12 protein-coding genes and 1 pseudogene are annotated in these 15,749 nt (G+C 66.6%); 9 read left to right on the forward strand and 4 right to left on the reverse strand.

Annotation, left to right across the window (positions count from 1 at the left end):
* Positions 1 to 25: 25 nt before the first annotated feature.
* The 3 genes and pseudogenes from dnaA to CI805_RS00015 form a co-directional block, all read left to right on the forward strand.
* Positions 26 to 1,431: pseudogene (gene dnaA, locus CI805_RS00005) on the forward strand (chromosomal replication initiator protein DnaA); the annotation flags it as partial.
* Positions 1,432 to 1,675: 244 nt separating this feature from the next.
* Positions 1,676 to 2,524 (forward strand): GGDEF domain-containing protein, encoded by an 849-nt coding sequence (locus CI805_RS00010; protein ID WP_260924803.1) that lies wholly within the window; start codon positions 1,676 to 1,678, stop codon positions 2,522 to 2,524.
* Positions 2,525 to 2,727: 203 nt separating this feature from the next.
* Entirely contained in the window at positions 2,728 to 3,522 is a 795-nt protein-coding gene (locus CI805_RS00015; RefSeq protein ID WP_260924805.1) for a HesA/MoeB/ThiF family protein, read from the forward strand.
* A 550-nt stretch (positions 3,523 to 4,072) separates the two neighbouring features.
* Here the strand turns inward: CI805_RS00015 and CI805_RS00020 are convergent.
* Entirely contained in the window at positions 4,073 to 5,416 is a 1,344-nt protein-coding gene (locus CI805_RS00020; RefSeq protein WP_260924807.1) for an HlyD family type I secretion periplasmic adaptor subunit, read from the reverse strand.
* Positions 5,413 to 7,170: a type I secretion system permease/ATPase gene (locus tag CI805_RS00025; protein WP_260924809.1), complete on the reverse strand. Its 1,758-nt coding sequence runs from the start codon at positions 7,168 to 7,170 to the stop codon at positions 5,413 to 5,415. The genes CI805_RS00020 and CI805_RS00025 overlap by 4 nt, the downstream gene beginning before the upstream one ends.
* 167 nt (positions 7,171 to 7,337) lie before the next feature.
* On the opposite strand from CI805_RS00025, the gene CI805_RS00030 reads away from it, so the two are divergent.
* On the forward strand, positions 7,338 to 8,873 hold the full coding sequence (locus CI805_RS00030) for a TolC family protein (RefSeq protein ID WP_260924811.1): 1,536 nt from the start codon (positions 7,338 to 7,340) through the stop codon (positions 8,871 to 8,873).
* Positions 8,874 to 8,891: 18 nt separating this feature from the next.
* Here the strand turns inward: CI805_RS00030 and CI805_RS00035 are convergent, their stop codons facing one another.
* Positions 8,892 to 9,782 (reverse strand): LysR family transcriptional regulator, encoded by an 891-nt coding sequence (locus CI805_RS00035; protein WP_260924813.1) that lies wholly within the window; start codon positions 9,780 to 9,782, stop codon positions 8,892 to 8,894.
* Between the two features lie 93 nt (positions 9,783 to 9,875).
* Between CI805_RS00035 and CI805_RS00040 the strand changes: the two genes are divergently transcribed.
* The 5 genes from CI805_RS00040 to CI805_RS00060 all read left to right on the forward strand — a co-directional run bounded on the left by CI805_RS00040 (position 9,876) and on the right by CI805_RS00060 (position 14,823).
* Positions 9,876 to 10,376, forward strand: a complete 501-nt coding sequence (locus CI805_RS00040) for a lactoylglutathione lyase family protein (RefSeq protein ID WP_260924815.1) — start codon at positions 9,876 to 9,878, stop codon at positions 10,374 to 10,376.
* 1 nt (position 10,377) lies between these two features.
* The gene (locus CI805_RS00045; protein ID WP_260924817.1) at positions 10,378 to 11,376 is read left to right on the forward strand and encodes an alcohol dehydrogenase catalytic domain-containing protein; all 999 of its coding nucleotides are present in this window, start codon (positions 10,378 to 10,380) and stop codon (positions 11,374 to 11,376) included.
* Complete coding sequence (locus CI805_RS00050; protein ID WP_260924820.1) at positions 11,373 to 12,089, forward strand: type 1 glutamine amidotransferase domain-containing protein; 717 nt, start codon at positions 11,373 to 11,375, stop codon at positions 12,087 to 12,089. Before CI805_RS00045 ends, CI805_RS00050 begins: the two co-directional genes overlap by 4 nt.
* Positions 12,090 to 12,223: 134 nt before the next feature.
* Positions 12,224 to 13,345 carry an NADH:flavin oxidoreductase/NADH oxidase gene (locus CI805_RS00055; RefSeq protein ID WP_260924822.1) on the forward strand — a complete coding sequence of 374 codons (1,122 nt, stop codon included), beginning with the start codon at positions 12,224 to 12,226 and terminating at the stop codon, positions 13,343 to 13,345.
* The gene (locus CI805_RS00060; protein WP_260924824.1) at positions 13,342 to 14,823 is read left to right on the forward strand and encodes an MFS transporter; all 1,482 of its coding nucleotides are present in this window, start codon (positions 13,342 to 13,344) and stop codon (positions 14,821 to 14,823) included. Before CI805_RS00055 ends, CI805_RS00060 begins: the two co-directional genes overlap by 4 nt.
* A gap of 18 nt (positions 14,824 to 14,841) precedes the next feature.
* On the opposite strand, the gene nudC is transcribed toward CI805_RS00060, so the two are convergent.
* A complete protein-coding gene (gene nudC, locus CI805_RS00065; RefSeq protein ID WP_260928000.1) occupies positions 14,842 to 15,747 on the reverse strand; it encodes an NAD(+) diphosphatase in 906 nt (301 codons plus the stop codon).
* Positions 15,748 to 15,749: the final 2 nt, after the last annotated feature.

The raw sequence follows: 15,749 nt of genomic DNA on the forward strand, positions 1-15,749 counted from the left end.
ATGGAAGAGGATCAGGAAGCCGTAAATCTGGCGGCAGACTGGGCAGACATCAGCCAGGGCCTTCGCAAGGACCTGGGCCATCAGGCGCACAGCCAGTGGATCCGTCCGATCCAGCCGGGCAACTACTGCGCGGAGACGGGCACGCTCGATCTCTATCTCCCCACCGAATTCTCGGCCAACTGGGTTGCCGACCGTTTCGCCGACCGGCTTTCGCTGGCCTGGAAGATCGCCCGTCCCGACGTGCGCCACGTGCGCGTGCTGGTGCATCCGGGCCGTCGCCAGCTGCCCGAGCTGCGTCTGGGCGGCGGTGGCCGTCCCGCCAGCGCCCCTGCCAATGATTCGGCACAGGGCGCCGGTGACACGCTGGCCGCTGCGCTCGTCGGCGAATCGTTCGCCTCGCTGGGTCAGGGCCCGGCCGGGATCGACGCCTCGCAGACGTTCGCCTCGTTCGTGACCGGCACCTCGAACGTGCTGGCGTTCAACGCCGCACAGCGCATGTCGGCCACGGAAACGCCGCAGTTCTCGCCGCTCTACCTCAAGGCCGCTACCGGTCAGGGCAAGACGCACCTACTCCACGCGATCGGCCACGCCTACCTTGCCAGCCACCCGCAGGCGCGAATCTTCTACTGCTCGGCAGAGCGCTTCATGGTCGAGTTCGTCCAGGCGCTGCGCCAGAACCAGATGATCGAGTTCAAGGCCCGCCTGCGCGGCTTCGACCTGCTGCTGGTGGACGATATCCAGTTCATCATCGGCAAGGCTTCGGCACAGGAAGAGCTGCTCTACACGATCGATGCGCTGCTGCAGGAAGGCAAGCGACTGGTCTTCGCCGCCGACCGCGCGCCCCAGGCGCTCGATGGCGTCGAACCGCGCCTGCTCTCGCGCCTGTCGATGGGCCTCGTCGCCGACATCCAGCCTGCCGACATCGAACTGCGCCGCGCGATCCTCGAAGGCCGCCTGACGCGCTTCGCCTCGGTGGACGTGCCTGCGGACGTGATCGAGTTCCTGGCCCGCACCATCAATCGCAACGTGCGCGAGCTGGTCGGCGGCCTCAACAAGCTGATCGCCTATGCCCAGCTGACCGGGCAGGCCGTGTCGCTCCAGCTTGCCGAAGAGCAGCTGACCGACATCCTCTCGGCCAACCGCCGCCGGATCACCATCGACGAGATCCAGCGCACGGTCTGCCAGTTCTACCGCATCGACCGCACCGAGATGAGCAGCAAGCGCCGCGCCCGCGCGGTCGTGCGCCCGCGTCAGGTGGCGATGTACCTCGCCAAGGTGCTGACGCCGCGCTCGTACCCCGAGATCGGCCGCAAGTTCGGTGGCCGCGATCACTCGACGGTGATCCACGCCGTGCGCCTAATCGAGGATCTGCGCAGCCGCGATGCCGACATGGACGGCGACGTGCGCTCGCTGCTCCGCCAGCTCGAAAGCTGAGGTTTTCCGCCGGATATCCGGCGCGGAACAACAGCCTATTCACAACGTTACCCACAGGCCGGCCGCATCCAATGCGCGCCGGCCTGTTTGCATTTTACCGCCTTCAAAGCCCGTATCGACGCGCGTTCACACTTTTTAACTTTTGGCTAACCCGCGCGTCTCTAGCGTCCCTTTCAAGCCTGATGATCTTCGGGTTCGACCACACCAACGTCTACAACCAGAGGAAGAGGCAAGCCCCCCTATGCGCTTCTATCAGGCCACCACGTTCCTGTTTCCGCGCCATTACGAGTGGCGCATTCTGACCGTCTGCTTCGGCGCCGTGCATGTTCCCCTGATCGCCTGCGTCGCCTTTGCCGCGCTGTCGGGCCAGTGGCATCCGATTACCCTGCTGGTCCTGCTGCTCGCGACGCTGGCAGGCACCGCCTGCGGACTTGCTGCCGTGCACGGCCTGCTCTCCCCCGTCACCAAGGCGACGCGGATGCTCGAATCGATCCAGGCGGGCAAGCGCGTCACCGACATTCCCATCGGGGGTCGCGATCTGGTCGGCCAGCTGCTCCACGGCGTCACCACCGCCGCCAACGAATCGGCGGCGCGGATCGAAAAGCTGACCGACGCGGCAGAGCGCGACCCGCTGACCCGCATCCGCAACCGTCGCGGCTTTCTCGGCACGGCCGAGCGCCTGCTCGACGGCGAGCGCTCGGGTGTCTTCGCGCTCGTCGATATCGACCACTTCAAGCTGATCAACGACCAACTCGGCCACGATCGCGGCGACGACCTGCTCACCGCCTTTGCCGCGCGCCTGTCCGAAGGTGTGCGCCGCACCGATCTGGTCGCGCGCTGGGGCGGCGAGGAATTCGCGGTGGTCTTCCCCGATACCGACATGAACGAAGCACACCGGGTGATGGACCGCCTGCGCGCCGCGATTGCCGAGAGCACCGCGCTCGGCGTCGGCAGCCGCCGCGTGACGTTCTCGTGCGGCCTTGCCCCGCTTTCAGGCTTCTCCTCGCTGGGAGAGGCCACGCGCGCGGCGGACACCGCGCTCTATCGCGCCAAGGCCGGAGGGCGCAACCGGGTGACGCTGGCAGCATAGGGCAGACATTCAGCCCTGACGGCCTGCAAATGGCGATTTTCCGAGCTTCCTGTGCTCACGTACCGGAAGTACGCTGCGCTCCCGGTCCCGAAAAATCACCATTTTCGGCTCGTCATCATCTGAATGTCGAACACCCCTTGGGCGTTGCCTGCGGCATCAGGCCGAGCCTTCACCCTGCCCTGCCCATGCGCTAGGACAGGGTCATGACGACCTCCCCTGCCCCCATCATCACGCCAGAGCGCGCCCAGCGCTTCGCCCGGCATATCGTGCTGCCCGAGATCGGCGGCGCCGGACAGGTCGCCCTTGCCCGCGCGCATGTGGTGCTGATCGGCTGCGGCGGCATTGGTGCCCCCGCGCTCCAGTATCTGGCGGGCGCAGGGGTCGGGAAAGTGACGCTGGTAGACCGTGATGTCGTCGACACCAGCAATCTCCAGCGCCAGACTGTTTTCACGCCGTCGGATGTCGGCACGCCCAAGGCGGAAGCGGCGGCCGGATGGGTGCGGCGTTTCGATCCTGCCATCGATGTCACCGCTTGCGTCGAGAACGTGGGGAGCGATAACGCGAGCGCACTGGTCTCCGGCGCCGATCTGGTACTGGACGGGTGTGACAACTTCGCGACTCGTCTCGCGGTGTCAGATGCCTGTGTCGCGGCAGACATATCGCTGACAAGTGCGGCGGTCGGCCGCTTTCAGGGACAGGTCGCCAACTTCGCCGGACACCTGCCCGACCAGCCCTGCTACCGCTGCTTCGTGGGCGACGCCTTCGACGCGGCCGACTGCGACACTTGCGCCGCCGACGGCGTGCTGGGCGCGATGGTCGGCATGGTCGGCACCTTCGCGGCCATGCACGCGATGCGCGTGCTGCTCCACGGCCACGCCGCGCTGGGCGACGATCCGCAGTTCGGCACCCTCCACCTGATCGACGGCCTAAAGCCCGGCATGCGCGCCATGCGAATCGCGAAAGACCCCGCCTGCCGGGCGTGTGGGGGTAATGTCTGAAGGAGGGTTATCCGGTCACGATATACAATGCTCCCAGGAGCGAGGTTTTCTGCCGTTCGGCAATCGCCCCTTTCCTCGTCATTCCCGCGAAGGCGGGAATCCAGTAGCGACCTTGCGATAAGGGATGCCTGCCGACCTGATCCCTCCATTCTCGCCCTGGCACAAAACATTACCTCCTGCGCAAGCACCGCACCTGATCGAAAAGGGAAATCCGCCGTGGTGCAATCTCGCCAGCGATCTCGGTTTCGACGCGTTGCGCCGACTGGATTCCCGCCTTCGCGGGAATGACGAAAGTTGAAGTGAATCGGTCGTATGACCGCAATCCACCCATACCAGACGTCAAAGTGAACGTGTTTCAGGTCCATCAAGCCAACTCCGATCATGAAAGACTGACGTGGGTTGCGGATTCTCACCGCGCACGCCCACTCAGCCATGGATCCTGAAGCGAGTTGAGGATGACGAGCAGGGATACGTCCATTTTCGCTCCCCCATCAAGCCCGCCGACTAACGTCTGATCGACCGCGCAAAAAACCGACGCCCCTTCTCCTGCCTACTCCCGCAATGCGCGTTTGAACTGGTCCGACAGCGGGCGCAGGATATAGCTGAGCAGCGAATGCTGCTGGGTCTGGATGAACACCTCCACCGGCATGCCCACTGCCAGACGCTTGCCGTGAAGCCGGGCCAGTTCCTTGCGCGGAATGGCGATCCGCGCCTCGTACCACACGGCGCCCGTGGCAGCGTCCTGCGTGCGGTCCGTCGCAACGCGCAGGACACGCCCGTTCAGTTCGGGTGTGGTGCGCATGTCGAACGCAGTGAAACGCAGCACTGCCCGGCGCCCCGCCTCTACCCGGTCAACCGCACTCACCGAAATCCGGGCACTGACTTCCAGCCTCCCGCCATCCGGCACGACCTCGGCCACTGTGTCGCCGGCCCGCACGATCCCGCCAATCGTCGAGACCGCCAGCTTCTCGACCGTGCCCGCGACCGGCGAGCGGATCGCGGTATGCCGATCTTCATCTTCCGCGCTGGCAGCGCGCGGCCCTGCATCGGCCAGCGCCGCCTGCGCCTGCCCGAGATCGGCAGCCGCCTGCGCCCGCGAAGTGCTGGCAAGCGCGGCAAGTTGCGCCTCAAGTTCCGCGATCTGTGCCCGTGCCCCGGCGACGCTTTCCTCTGCGGTCTTGCGACTGGCCTCCACGCCCACGGCGGCCCGCTCCAGCGCACTCAACCGATCGAGCGTGGTCAGACGGCGTTCGTAGAGCTTGCGGGTCTGATCCAGTTCGCGCCCGATAAGCGCCTGCTGGCTGGCGTAGGCGACGGTGTCCGCCTCACCGCGCCGGACATCAGCCCGTGCCGCCGCGATCCGCGCCCGCAACGCGCGGGCCTGATCGGCAAGAGCGGCCTCGTTCAGGCGCAGCGCCTGCCGCTCGTCGCGCAGGATGCCTGTGGTAGCCTGCCCGGACAGCGCCTTTGATGCGGCGACGTCACTGCGCCCCTCACTCTGCGCACGCAGCCGGTCGATCCGCGCGATCAGCCGATCCCGCCCCAGCCCGGCGTATGCCGCACTGGCTTCTGTGACAGACTCGTCCAGCCGCACAAGCACTTGCCCGGCCTGCACGTGATCGCCGTTCTGCACGGCAATCTCTGAGACCACACCACCATAAGGCTGCGAGACGCGCTTGACCTGACCTGCGACATCGACCGTCCCTTCGGCCACGACGGCTCCCGCCAGCGGCAGGAAGGCCGCCAGTCCGCCCAGGCCAAACACCAAGGCGACGACGCCCAGAACGCCCGCGACCGCCAGCCGTCGCAAACGCACCTCGTCCGCAGCGGCAGTCGAGCCAGCCGGGTCCGAAGAAACCGCAGCAGCGGGTATGGCAAGCGCCAGCCCCATCATCCATGCCCTTCGGCATCGGCCTCGGCCATCGCCAGATCTTCCTCCACCGGTGACGGCTGCGAGCCCCGCTCGCCCACATCGCGGCGCATGAAGCTGTCGCGCGGCCCGAACTGTTCTATGCGGCCATTGCCCATCACCAGCACATGGCTGACATGTTGGACGATGCTGGCCCGATGCGCGATCACCACGACGATGCCGCCACGTGCCCGTGCCGAGGCGATAGCTCGCGCCAGCGCACGCTCCCCCTCGAAATCGAGATTGCTGTTGGCCTCGTCCAGCACCAGCAGGAAAGGATCGCCATAGAGCGCCCGCGCCAGCGCAATACGCTGCTGCTGCCCACCCGAAAGGCTGGCGCCGTTGGCACCGATCACATAGTCGTATCCACCCTCCAGCCCGACGATAAGATCATGCACATCGGCTGCACGCGCCGCGGCCAGAATCGCATCGCGGTCTGCGTCCGGCTCAAAGCGCGCAATGTTCTGCGCCAGCGTGCCGGGCAACAACTCGATCCCCTGCGGCACATACCCCACGATCCGCCCGCGCTGCGGCCCCGACCACTGATCGAGCGTGGCCCCGTCCAGTCGCACCGAACCATGGCGTACCGGCCAGATCCCGCAGATCGCCCGTGCCAGCGTGGATTTTCCCGATCCGCTGCGCCCGATCACCGCCACGGCATCGCCTGCCTGCAAACGAAAGCTCGCTCCCGACACGGTCAGCTCGCGAAGACCCGGCGGCGCACAGGCCACTGCCTCCAGCACCAGATCGTGCGAGGGCAGATCGAGCCCCATCGGCTCCTGTTCCACCGGCACGGCCTGCAGATGATCGCGCAGCCGGACCATGGCCTGCCGGGCGGCGAGCAACTGCTTCCAGTTGGCGATCACCTGTTCGGCCGGCGCCAGCGCGCGGGCGGACAGGATCGAGCTGGCAATGATCACCCCGCCGCTCGCCCTGCCCTCGATCACCAGCCATGCGCCGAGCGCCAGCACCGCTGACTGCAGAAGCAGGCGAAAAGCCTTGCTCGCCCCGCCGATCGAGCTGGACAGCCAGGCGAGACGATCGTTTGCGGCGAGATGCGCGGTTTCCGCATCGTGCCAGGCCCGGCGATGCCAGCGCGACATGCCCATCGCCCGGATCGTCTCGGCATTTCGGCGCGTGGTCTCGGCCATGCCGAAACGCGCGCTCGATGCCTGCACGTTCAGCATGGCGGTGGCCCGCGTGGCGCGATCGTTGAAGATCATCAGCCCGATCAGCACCAGCGCGCCCGCCGTCACCAGCAGCGCAAGGCTCCAATGGAAAACGGCCAGCACCAGCAGGTAGAGCAGCACCCAGGGCAGGTCCAGCAGTGCCAGAGGCCCCGGCCCGGAGAGGAAGCTGCGCACGGCATCGGCATCGCGCACGATCTGGATGCCATTGGGCAGGACGCCGTGAGTCAGCTCGAAGCCGGAAACCACATCCATGACCCGGTCAGACAGGCGCCGGGTGAACATGGTGCCCGCCTGTACAAGGATCGCACCGCGCAGAATGTCGAAACCCGCCTGGAACAGGTAGGCGAAAGCCACCAGCACGAACAGGCCGACCAGCGAGGGCACGCTGCGCGAAGGCAGCACATCGTCATAGACGAGCAGCATGAAGAACGAGCCCGACAGCAGCAGGACGTTGTAGACGCTGCTGATCGCCGCAATCGGCAAAAGCACCCGGCGCACCGGAGCCGTGGCATCGCGAAGATCCTGCGTCAGAACGCCGAAGCCGAACATCGATCCTCTACCTCCGCAGCAAGGTCGGATCGTCCGCTGCAAGACGCGACCGCGCAAGGCGAGATCGGTGCATTTTCGAGCAATCCCCGCGTGCTGGATGCCCCATCGACGCTCTACACTGGCCGTAGCTGGCGCTTGCCCATGCCGCCCTGCCGGATGACACCACCATGCCCCTTCGCACAGCCGCCACGGATCGCCCTCGCCTGTGGACCGCCGAAAGCCTGCTGCCGGTCGCAATCCTGTTTCTGTATCCCGGCACTGCCCATGCGGAAACGCTGCCCGAGGCGATTGCCGCCGCGCTCGAACAGAACCCCGTTCTGGCAGCCGGAAAGGCGCAGGTGCGTGCAGCAGACGAAGTTCGCAACCGGACGCAAGGCGCCTATGGTCCAAGCCTGTCGGTAACGGTCAGCCATGACTATACGCTCGAAACCGATCGCGACCCGCCTTATGCCTCGACGCAAGACGGGTTCGCGACCTCGGGTGCCGTGACTCTGACCCAGCCGCTGTTCACCTTCGGGCGCCTCGCGGCGGCCACCCTGTCGGCAAAGGCACAGCAAGGGCTCGCACGCGAACAGTTGCGGGCCGTGCGCCAGACGCTGATCCTCAATGTCGTCGCCGCCTATGCCGCGCTTCGACGCGACCTTGCGCTGGAGTCCGTGGCACGGGAGAACCGCGATCTGTTGACGCGCCAGCGCGCGATCATTCAGGCCCGCTACGATCTGCGCGATGCGACTGCCCCCGATCTGGAACAGACCGCCGCCCAGCTGGCTCTGGCAGAGGGGCGCGTGCTGGATGCCCGATCCGCTGCCGAGCAAAGCGCTGCCCGCTATCGCAATCTGGTCGGCCATTACCCGGCAGACCTTCAGACAATCCCCTCGCCCCCGGCACTCCCGGCGCGTACGGAGCTTGAGGCGCAAGGCATCGATGCCAGCCCCGATCTGGCCATCGCCCGCCTGCAGGAGCGGATCGCCGCCGCCGCGCTCGCCGCCGCCCGCGCCGAGACAGGGCCGACGCTTTCCGCCCACGCCTCGGCAGAACGAACGCCCTTTACGCCTTATGCGAATACCAGCCGCAGCGAGGCGCTGGTGGCAGGCGTCACGCTGTCGATGCCGCTTTACAGCAGCGGCCAGCTCTCGGCTGCCGTGCGCGAGGCAGAGGCGCGCGATCAGGCCGCGATCCTCCAGATCGAACAGGCCTGGCGCGACATGCGCGAAGCCATCGCCGCCAATCAGGCGAGCGCTGCCGCCGCACGCGAGCGGCTGCCGCTTTACCGGGAAGCGGTCCGCAATGCCGAAAGCGCCGTGGCCGGCATTCAGGAACAGGAGCGCGCCGGCATTCGCACACTGCGCGAAGTGCTTGATGCCACCACCGACCTGTTGACGGCCCGCACCACGCTGGCGCAGGCGGAAGCCGATGCCCTGATCACGCAGGCCAGCGCCCTGCGCGCTGCCGGGTTGCTTGACGACGAGACCGCCCTGTTCGCACCGGCCATCGACAATGTCACGCCGCCGGACGCACACCTCCCCGCCCCCTCTCTCTCGCTATCGCCGGTAACGGATAATCTGGCAGGACTTCCCCTCCGGCCGCTGATCGCACCGCTCGATGCGCTGGCGGTTTCCAGCCACGCCACACCGCCAAAAGTCCATCACGAAGACGACGCGCCGTTTATCTGGCCTACCCTGCCTTCCAGTACCCCGCCCTGACCTCAGGCGCCCCTGAACCTAGAGAGCCATATCGGTGGGTAGCCCCAGCGACCGTCGCAGGTGTTCCACCACATGGCGGGCACGGGCAGGCAACGGCCATTCGGCGCGGTGCAGAAGCCAGAGCGTATCGACCACCGGCGTTCCGCACTCGACAACGCAGATCCGGTCCTGCTTCGCGAAAGCCTGCCGGGCGTAACGCGGCAACACGGTAAAGCCGAGACCACGCGCCACCGGCTCCAGAATCAAGCCGACCTGATTGGAAAAGCCGCGCACCGGCAGGTGGCGCACGCCGGGATTGCCCCCGAAACGCCGCGAGAGAAGCCGCGTCGCCATTGCCTTGCCATCCGGGTGATCGATCATACCGATGCGCCGCAGATCCTCCCAGCTTTCCGCGACCTCGTTCACGGGGACGATCAGTTCGAGCGGTTCTTCGAGAAAGGGCGTCGCGGCCAGACGCGGATCGTCCGGGCGGATCGAGGCTATGCCGAAGTCCGCCCGGTTGGCGGCGACATCCTCGACCACTCCGGCATCCGGCGCGAAACGATGACGGATAACGAGGCCCGGCTCCCGCTCCTGAAGATCGAGCAGCAGCGGGTTCAGCAGCAGGCCGACACTGCCCGGCGTCACCACTTCGACGTCACCGGCCAGCACATCCTGCCCGACCAGCCGCGCCGCCAGCCGCAGTTCCGCCGCTTCAAGCTCCCGCGCATGATCCAGCAAGGCCAGTCCCACAGGCGTCCATTCCAGCGCGCGGGAGCGGCGAAGCACCACTGCCCCGAACCGGTCTTCCAGCTGGCGGATATGCTGGCTGACAGCGGCCTGCGTCAGATCGAGCGCCTGCGCGGCGCGGGTGAAGCTGCCGGCCTTTTCCAGCGCCAGCAGCGAGCGGCTCCACAGCGGATTTATCATTAGGATGTTTTATGAAATGGATAAGGCATCATGCCTTCTTCTAATCCATATCCATACCTATTCCAAGATCGACCCTTTCAAGGAGCGATCTTGATGACCACCACCTACCCGCGCGCGTTCTCACATATCGGCCTTTCGGTGCCGGACCTCGATGCCGCCGTGAAGTTCTACACCGAAGTCATGGGTTGGTATCTCATCATGCCGCCCACCACGATCACCGAGGACGACAGCGCCATCGGCGTGATGTGTACCGACGTGTTCGGCAAGGACTGGAAGTCCTTCCGCATCGCCCATCTTTCCACCGGTGACCGCGTGGGCGTGGAAATCTTCCAGTTCCTCAATGCCGAGAAGCCGGACAACAACTTCGAATACTGGAAGACCAGCGTCTTCCACTTCTGCGTGCAGGACCCTGACGTGGAAGGCCTCGCCGAGAAGATCGTTGCCGCCGGTGGCAAGCAGCGCATGCCCGTGCGCTATTACTACCCCGGCGAAAAGCCCTATCGCATGGTCTACTGCGAGGACCCGTTCGGCAATATCCTGGAAGTCTACAGCCACAGCTACGAACTGACCTATTCGGCCGGGGCCTACGCCTGAGATGATCGCGCTTCCCGGCGAATACGAAGCCTGGGGCTGGCAGGAAGGCTCCGACCCGCTGACCCTGACGCGTGACACCCGCCCCCTGCCTTCTCCGGCAGCGGGCGAGGTGCTCGTGCAGAACCACGCGATCGGACTGAACCCGGTCGACTGGAAAGTGCTGGGCGCAATGGACAGCTGGGCGCCGGGCCATGTGGCGGGCGTCGACGGTGCAGGCGTGGTCGTTGCGCTGGGCGAAGGCGTCACGACCGGGTGGCTCGGCCAGCGCGTCGCCTATCACCAGAACCTCTTGGTACACGGCAGCTATGCCGAGTTCACGCCGGTCCGCGCCGAGGTGCTGCTGCGCCTGCCCGAAGCGATGGACTTCGCCACGGCGGCCGGACTGCCCTGCCCTCTGCTGACCGCCTGGACCGCGCTGGACCAGTTGCCCTCGCGCCCCGGCGAGGCCATGCTGGTGAGCGGCGCGGGCGGCGCTGTCGGCGGGTATATCGTTCAGCTGGCCACCCGCGCCGGGTGGCGCGTTACGGCGATGTGCAACGCGCGCCATCGCGAAAGGCTCGCGGGTCTGGGCGCGGTCGACTGGATCGCAGGCCCTCTGCCGGACGATACGATGTGGAGCGATCCGCGCCGCTTCTCCGCCGTGATCGATTCGATCGGCCCCGACCATGCCATGCGTCTCCACCCGGCAGTCCGCGCCAAGGGGCATCTCGTGTGCATCCAGGGCCGTGTCGCCCAATGGCCGAGCCCGGCCTTCGGGCGCGCATTGTCGCTGCACGAAATCGCGCTCGGCGCGCTGCACCAGCACGGCGACAGTGAGGACTGGGCCCGCGTCGTTACCCACGGCGAAGTGCTGCTCAGCGACATCGCTGCGGGCCGGATCGTCGCCGAACCGCTCGTCTCCGCCTCCTTCGCAGATCTGCCGCAGGCCCTTGCAGGGCTGCGCGACCGCAACTTCACCGGTAAACCGATCGTCCTTCTGGACGGAAAGGCATCACAATGACCGACACTACCAAGTCCCGTGTCCTGATCGTCGTCACCTCGCACACGTCGCTGGGCGATACCGGCCACACCACCGGCGTCTGGCTGGAGGAACTGACCACCCCGTTCTACGCCTTTGCCGATGCAGGCTGCGAAGTGACCGTCGCCTCTGTTGCCGGTGGCGCGGTGCCGGTCGATCCCAATTCGCAGGCCGGTGCCGAAGAGGGCAGCGAAACTCCCGCCAGCGTCGAGCGCGCCGCTAGCGACGAAGTCTTTCAACAGATGATCGCCGGCACCCCCTCGATCGCCGAGATCGACGCTGCCGACTACGACGCGGTGTTCCTGCCCGGTGGCCACGGCACCATGTGGGACATGCCCGGCAACGCCGTCCTCGCCGCGCTGCTTGGCAAGGCATGGGCGCAAGGCAAGGTCGTCGCCGCCGTATGCCACGGCCCGGCAGGGCTGGTCAGCGCCACCGACGAAGACGGCAAGCCGCTGGTCGCCGGTCGCAAGGTCAGCGCCTTCACCGACAGCGAGGAACGCGCCGCCGGCCTCGACAAGGCCGTCCCCTTCCTGCTCGAAACGCGCCTCGCCGAACTTGGCGCGCAGATCGACAAGGGCCCCGATTTCGAGGCCCACGCCGTGCGCGACGGGCAGCTTGTGACCGGGCAGAACCCGGCATCCTCGCTCGGCGTCGCGCAGCTGGTGCTGGAAGCGATTACTCCTTCGGCCTGATTTCCTCCCCCGGTCGCATCTTCACCCCCGAAGGCGACCGAACAGGTGTGCGTGCGCGGCGTTCTCCCTCCCCCCCTGAAACTCCCGCACGCACACTTTTCCTTTTTCGTCACTTGCGTCTACGAGGCAACGACATGACCACTCGAGTCTTCTCTCCCTTCACCCTGAAGGACATCACTCTCCGCAACCGCATCGCGGTGCCGCCGATGTGCCAGTATTCGGCACGCGACGGCTACGTCACCGAATGGCATCTCGCCCACTACACCGCCATGGCCCGCGGCGGCGCAGGCCTCGTCATCGTCGAGGCCACCGGCGTCTCGCCCGAAGGCCGCATCACGCCCGGCTGCACCGGCCTGTGGGAAGACGGCCAGACCGAAGGCATGGCGCGCATCGCCCACGCCATCAAGGCGGCGGGCTCGGTGCCCGGCATCCAGATCGGCCATGCCGGTCGCAAGGCCAGTGCCAACAAGCCGTGGGAAGGCGATGATCACATCGCCAACGACGCTCCCGGCGGCTGGCAGACGATCTCACCCTCGGCCATCGCTTTCGGTGGCGGTCTGCCCAAGCTGCCGGCCGAGATGTCGAAGGACGATATCGCCCGCGTCACCGCCGATTTCGTCAGCGCTGCCAAGCGCGCGCTCGATGCGGGCTTCCAGTGGCTCGAACTGCACTTCGCGCACGGCTATCTGGCGCAGAGCTTCTTCTCGGTCCACGCCAACACCCGCACCGACGAGTACGGCGGCGATGCGCAGAAGCGCGGACGCTTCCTGATCGAGACCCTGCGCGAAGTGCGCAAGGTCTGGCCGGAGAACCTGCCGCTGACCGCCCGCTTCGGCGTGATCGAGTTCGACGGCCGCGACGAGGAAACGCTGGCCGAGGCGATCGGCCTGGTGAAGACCTTCAAGACCGAAGGGCTCGATTTCCTGTCGGTCTCGATGGGCTTCTCGACGATCGAGGCGAATGTGCCGTGGAGCGACGGTTTCATAGGCCCCATCGCCAAGCGCGTGCGCGAGGAAACCGGCCTGCCGGTCGGCACCGCCTGGGGCATGGACAAGCCCGAGGTCGTCACGGCCGCGATCGACGGCGAGCAGATGGACGTGGTGTTCGTCGCCCGCGCGCATCTTGCCGATCCGCACTATCCCTTCCGCCTTGCCCGCAACCTTGGCGTGCCCAAGTCGGCGACGCTGCTGCCCGAGCCCTATGCCTATTGGCTGTCGCGCTATCCCGGCCCCCAGAACGGTGATCCGATCGAATGAGTGAAACGTCCCGCGAGCCCATGAACCCGGCTGCCAGTCCCCGCGACAGTCAGCCGGGCCCCCAGTCCGAACAGCAGCCCCGCATTTCCGATGCGCGACTGCGGCTGGTGATGATCCTGGTGACGGGATCTATGTTCATGGAAATTCTCGACGGGACGATCATCGCCACCGCGCTGCCCTCGATGGCCAAGGCCTTCGGGACCACGGCGGTGGCGCTCAACATCGGTGTCAGTGCCTATCTGCTGACGCTGGGAGTATTCATCCCCGCCAGCGGATGGGTGGCTGACCGCTTCGGTGCCCGGCGGGTGTTCGCCGCATCGGTCGCCCTGTTCACGATCGCCTCGGCGCTCTGTGCGCAAGCGAGCGATCTGTGGGTCTTCGTTGCCCTGCGCGTCTTGCAAGGCGTGGCGGGCGCGATGATGGTGCCGGTCGGGCGCCTCGTCGTCATGCGCTTCACCCCGCGTGACCAGCTTGTGGTGGCGCTCAACAACCTTGTCTGGCCCGCTCTCGTCGCGCCGGTCCTGGGGCCTCCACTGGGCGGCTTCATCACCCAGCATTTCGGCTGGCGCTGGATCTTCTATATCAACGTACCGCTCGGCATCGCCGCGCTGATCGCCGCTTGGATGCTGATCCCGCAGGCCTATGGCGAAGACCAGCGCCGGTTTGACTGGCCGGGCTTCTTCCTGAGCGGCCTTGGCACGTTCGCGCTGCTGCTCGGCCTTGAACTGGCGGGCGAAGGCGGCAGCATGACCGGCGTAGGCGCCATCGTCGCAGGACTAGTGCTGCTCGCCATTGCGGTAATCCACATGAACCGCGCGAGTGCGCCGATGATCCGCCTGAAGTCTTGGAGCATCGACACCTTTCGCGCCTCGATCCGCGGCGGTTCGTTTTCGCGCATGGGCATCTCCGCCGTGCCGTTCCTCCTGCCCCTCATGTTCCAGGTGGGCTTCGGCTACACCCCGTTCCATGCCGGACTGCTGCTGCTGGCGCTGTTCGCCGGAAACATCACGATGAAGCTGATCACCACGCGCACGCTGCGCGCGTTCGGCTATCGACGGGTGCTGCTGGTCAACGGCCTCGCCTGCGTGGTGACTGTCGCCGCCTGCGCCCTGTTCACCCCGGCAACACCGACCCCCGTGATCTGCATAATCCTTTTCGCCAGCGGTATGGCGCGCTCGATGCAGTTCACCACGATGGGCACGCTTGCCTTCGCCGACGTCCCCAAGTCGGACATGAGCGACGCCAACAGCCTGTTCAACACCACCTCACAATTGGCGATGGCAGCGGGCATCGCGATTTCGGCGCTGTTCGTGCGCGGCAGCGAACCGCTGGCCCATGCCCTCGGGCTGGACCAGCCGGGGATCGCCTATCGCCTTGCCTTTCTTGGCATGGGACTGCTGACGCTTACCGGGTTGGTCGATGGGCTACTGCTGCCGCGCGGCGCAGGCGACGACCTGCTCAGTCGCAAGGCGGCATAAAGGGCGCGACCCTCCGCCTCAGCCTTTCTCCACCCACCAGCGCATCAGCCAGTTGGCGACAGCGGTGAGCGGCGGGGCATCGAACGCCTCGCCGTCGCGCCCGGCTTCGCGCGCAGTCAGTGCCTCGATCACGTCTTCGCGGGTGAACCAGCGCACATCGGCCATCTCGCTTTCGTCGATCACGATCTCGGCGCTGTCGGCAAGGCCATGGCAACCGATCATCAGCGAGGCCGGGAACGGCCATGGCTGGCTGGCGATATACGCCACGTCGCGCACCGGCACGCCCGCTTCCTCGTAGACTTCGCGCGCCACGGCTTCTTCGATGTTCTCGCCCGGCTCGATGAACCCGGCGAGCGTGGAATAGCGACGCTCGGGGAAGTTCAGGCCACGACCCAGCAGCGCCCGACCTTCGTGCTCGATCAGCATAATCGCCACCGGATCGACACGCGGGAAGTGATCGGCGCCGCAATCCTCGCTGCCGCAATGGCGCTGCCAGCCGCCCTTGGCGATGCGCGAGGCATGGCCGCAAACCGGGCAGAAGCGATGGTTGGCATGCCACGCCGCCAATGCGCGCGCGGTGCCATAGGCCGCCAGTTCGCCACTGCCGAGCCCGGCCATCACGCTCCAGTTCGCGCGGCCCGGACGATAGCCGCCCTTGGGCGCGGCCTCGGGCACGGCCACGAAGCAGCCACGCTCGCCGTCGAGGCCCAGAAACACCAGTTCGGCATCCTCGCGCGCATCGGCCAGCGTAGCCCAGACGAGCGCGCCGGTATCGGTCAGGCGCGGCTCCAGATTGTCGAGCAGCAGCAGGCGCGCATCGTCCGTCTTCAGACGTGCCAGCGCCTCAGGGTCAGCGCGGATAGGATCGGCACGGTCGACGTGCGAACCGGAAAAGGCAATCGGCCCGAGCGTGCGGGTCAGCAGGG

The organism is Novosphingobium sp. 9, assembly GCF_025340265.1.
GTDB lineage: Bacteria > Pseudomonadota > Alphaproteobacteria > Sphingomonadales > Sphingomonadaceae > Novosphingobium.

Coding starts and splice junctions, on each gene's coding strand:
- CI805_RS00035 (WP_260924813.1), bottom strand. CDS start 9,782: ATGATAAATCCGCTGTGGAGCCGCTCGCTGCTGGCGCTGGAAAAGGCC.
- CI805_RS00030 (WP_260924811.1), top strand. CDS start 7,338: ATGCCCCTTCGCACAGCCGCCACGGATCGCCCTCGCCTGTGGACCGCC.
- CI805_RS00020 (WP_260924807.1), bottom strand. CDS start 5,416: ATGATGGGGCTGGCGCTTGCCATACCCGCTGCTGCGGTTTCTTCGGAC.
- CI805_RS00050 (WP_260924820.1), top strand. CDS start 11,373: ATGACCGACACTACCAAGTCCCGTGTCCTGATCGTCGTCACCTCGCAC.
- CI805_RS00010 (WP_260924803.1), top strand. CDS start 1,676: ATGCGCTTCTATCAGGCCACCACGTTCCTGTTTCCGCGCCATTACGAG.
- CI805_RS00040 (WP_260924815.1), top strand. CDS start 9,876: ATGACCACCACCTACCCGCGCGCGTTCTCACATATCGGCCTTTCGGTG.
- CI805_RS00015 (WP_260924805.1), top strand. CDS start 2,728: ATGACGACCTCCCCTGCCCCCATCATCACGCCAGAGCGCGCCCAGCGC.
- CI805_RS00025 (WP_260924809.1), bottom strand. CDS start 7,170: ATGTTCGGCTTCGGCGTTCTGACGCAGGATCTTCGCGATGCCACGGCT.
- CI805_RS00045 (WP_260924817.1), top strand. CDS start 10,378: ATGATCGCGCTTCCCGGCGAATACGAAGCCTGGGGCTGGCAGGAAGGC.
- CI805_RS00060 (WP_260924824.1), top strand. CDS start 13,342: ATGAGTGAAACGTCCCGCGAGCCCATGAACCCGGCTGCCAGTCCCCGC.
- CI805_RS00055 (WP_260924822.1), top strand. CDS start 12,224: ATGACCACTCGAGTCTTCTCTCCCTTCACCCTGAAGGACATCACTCTC.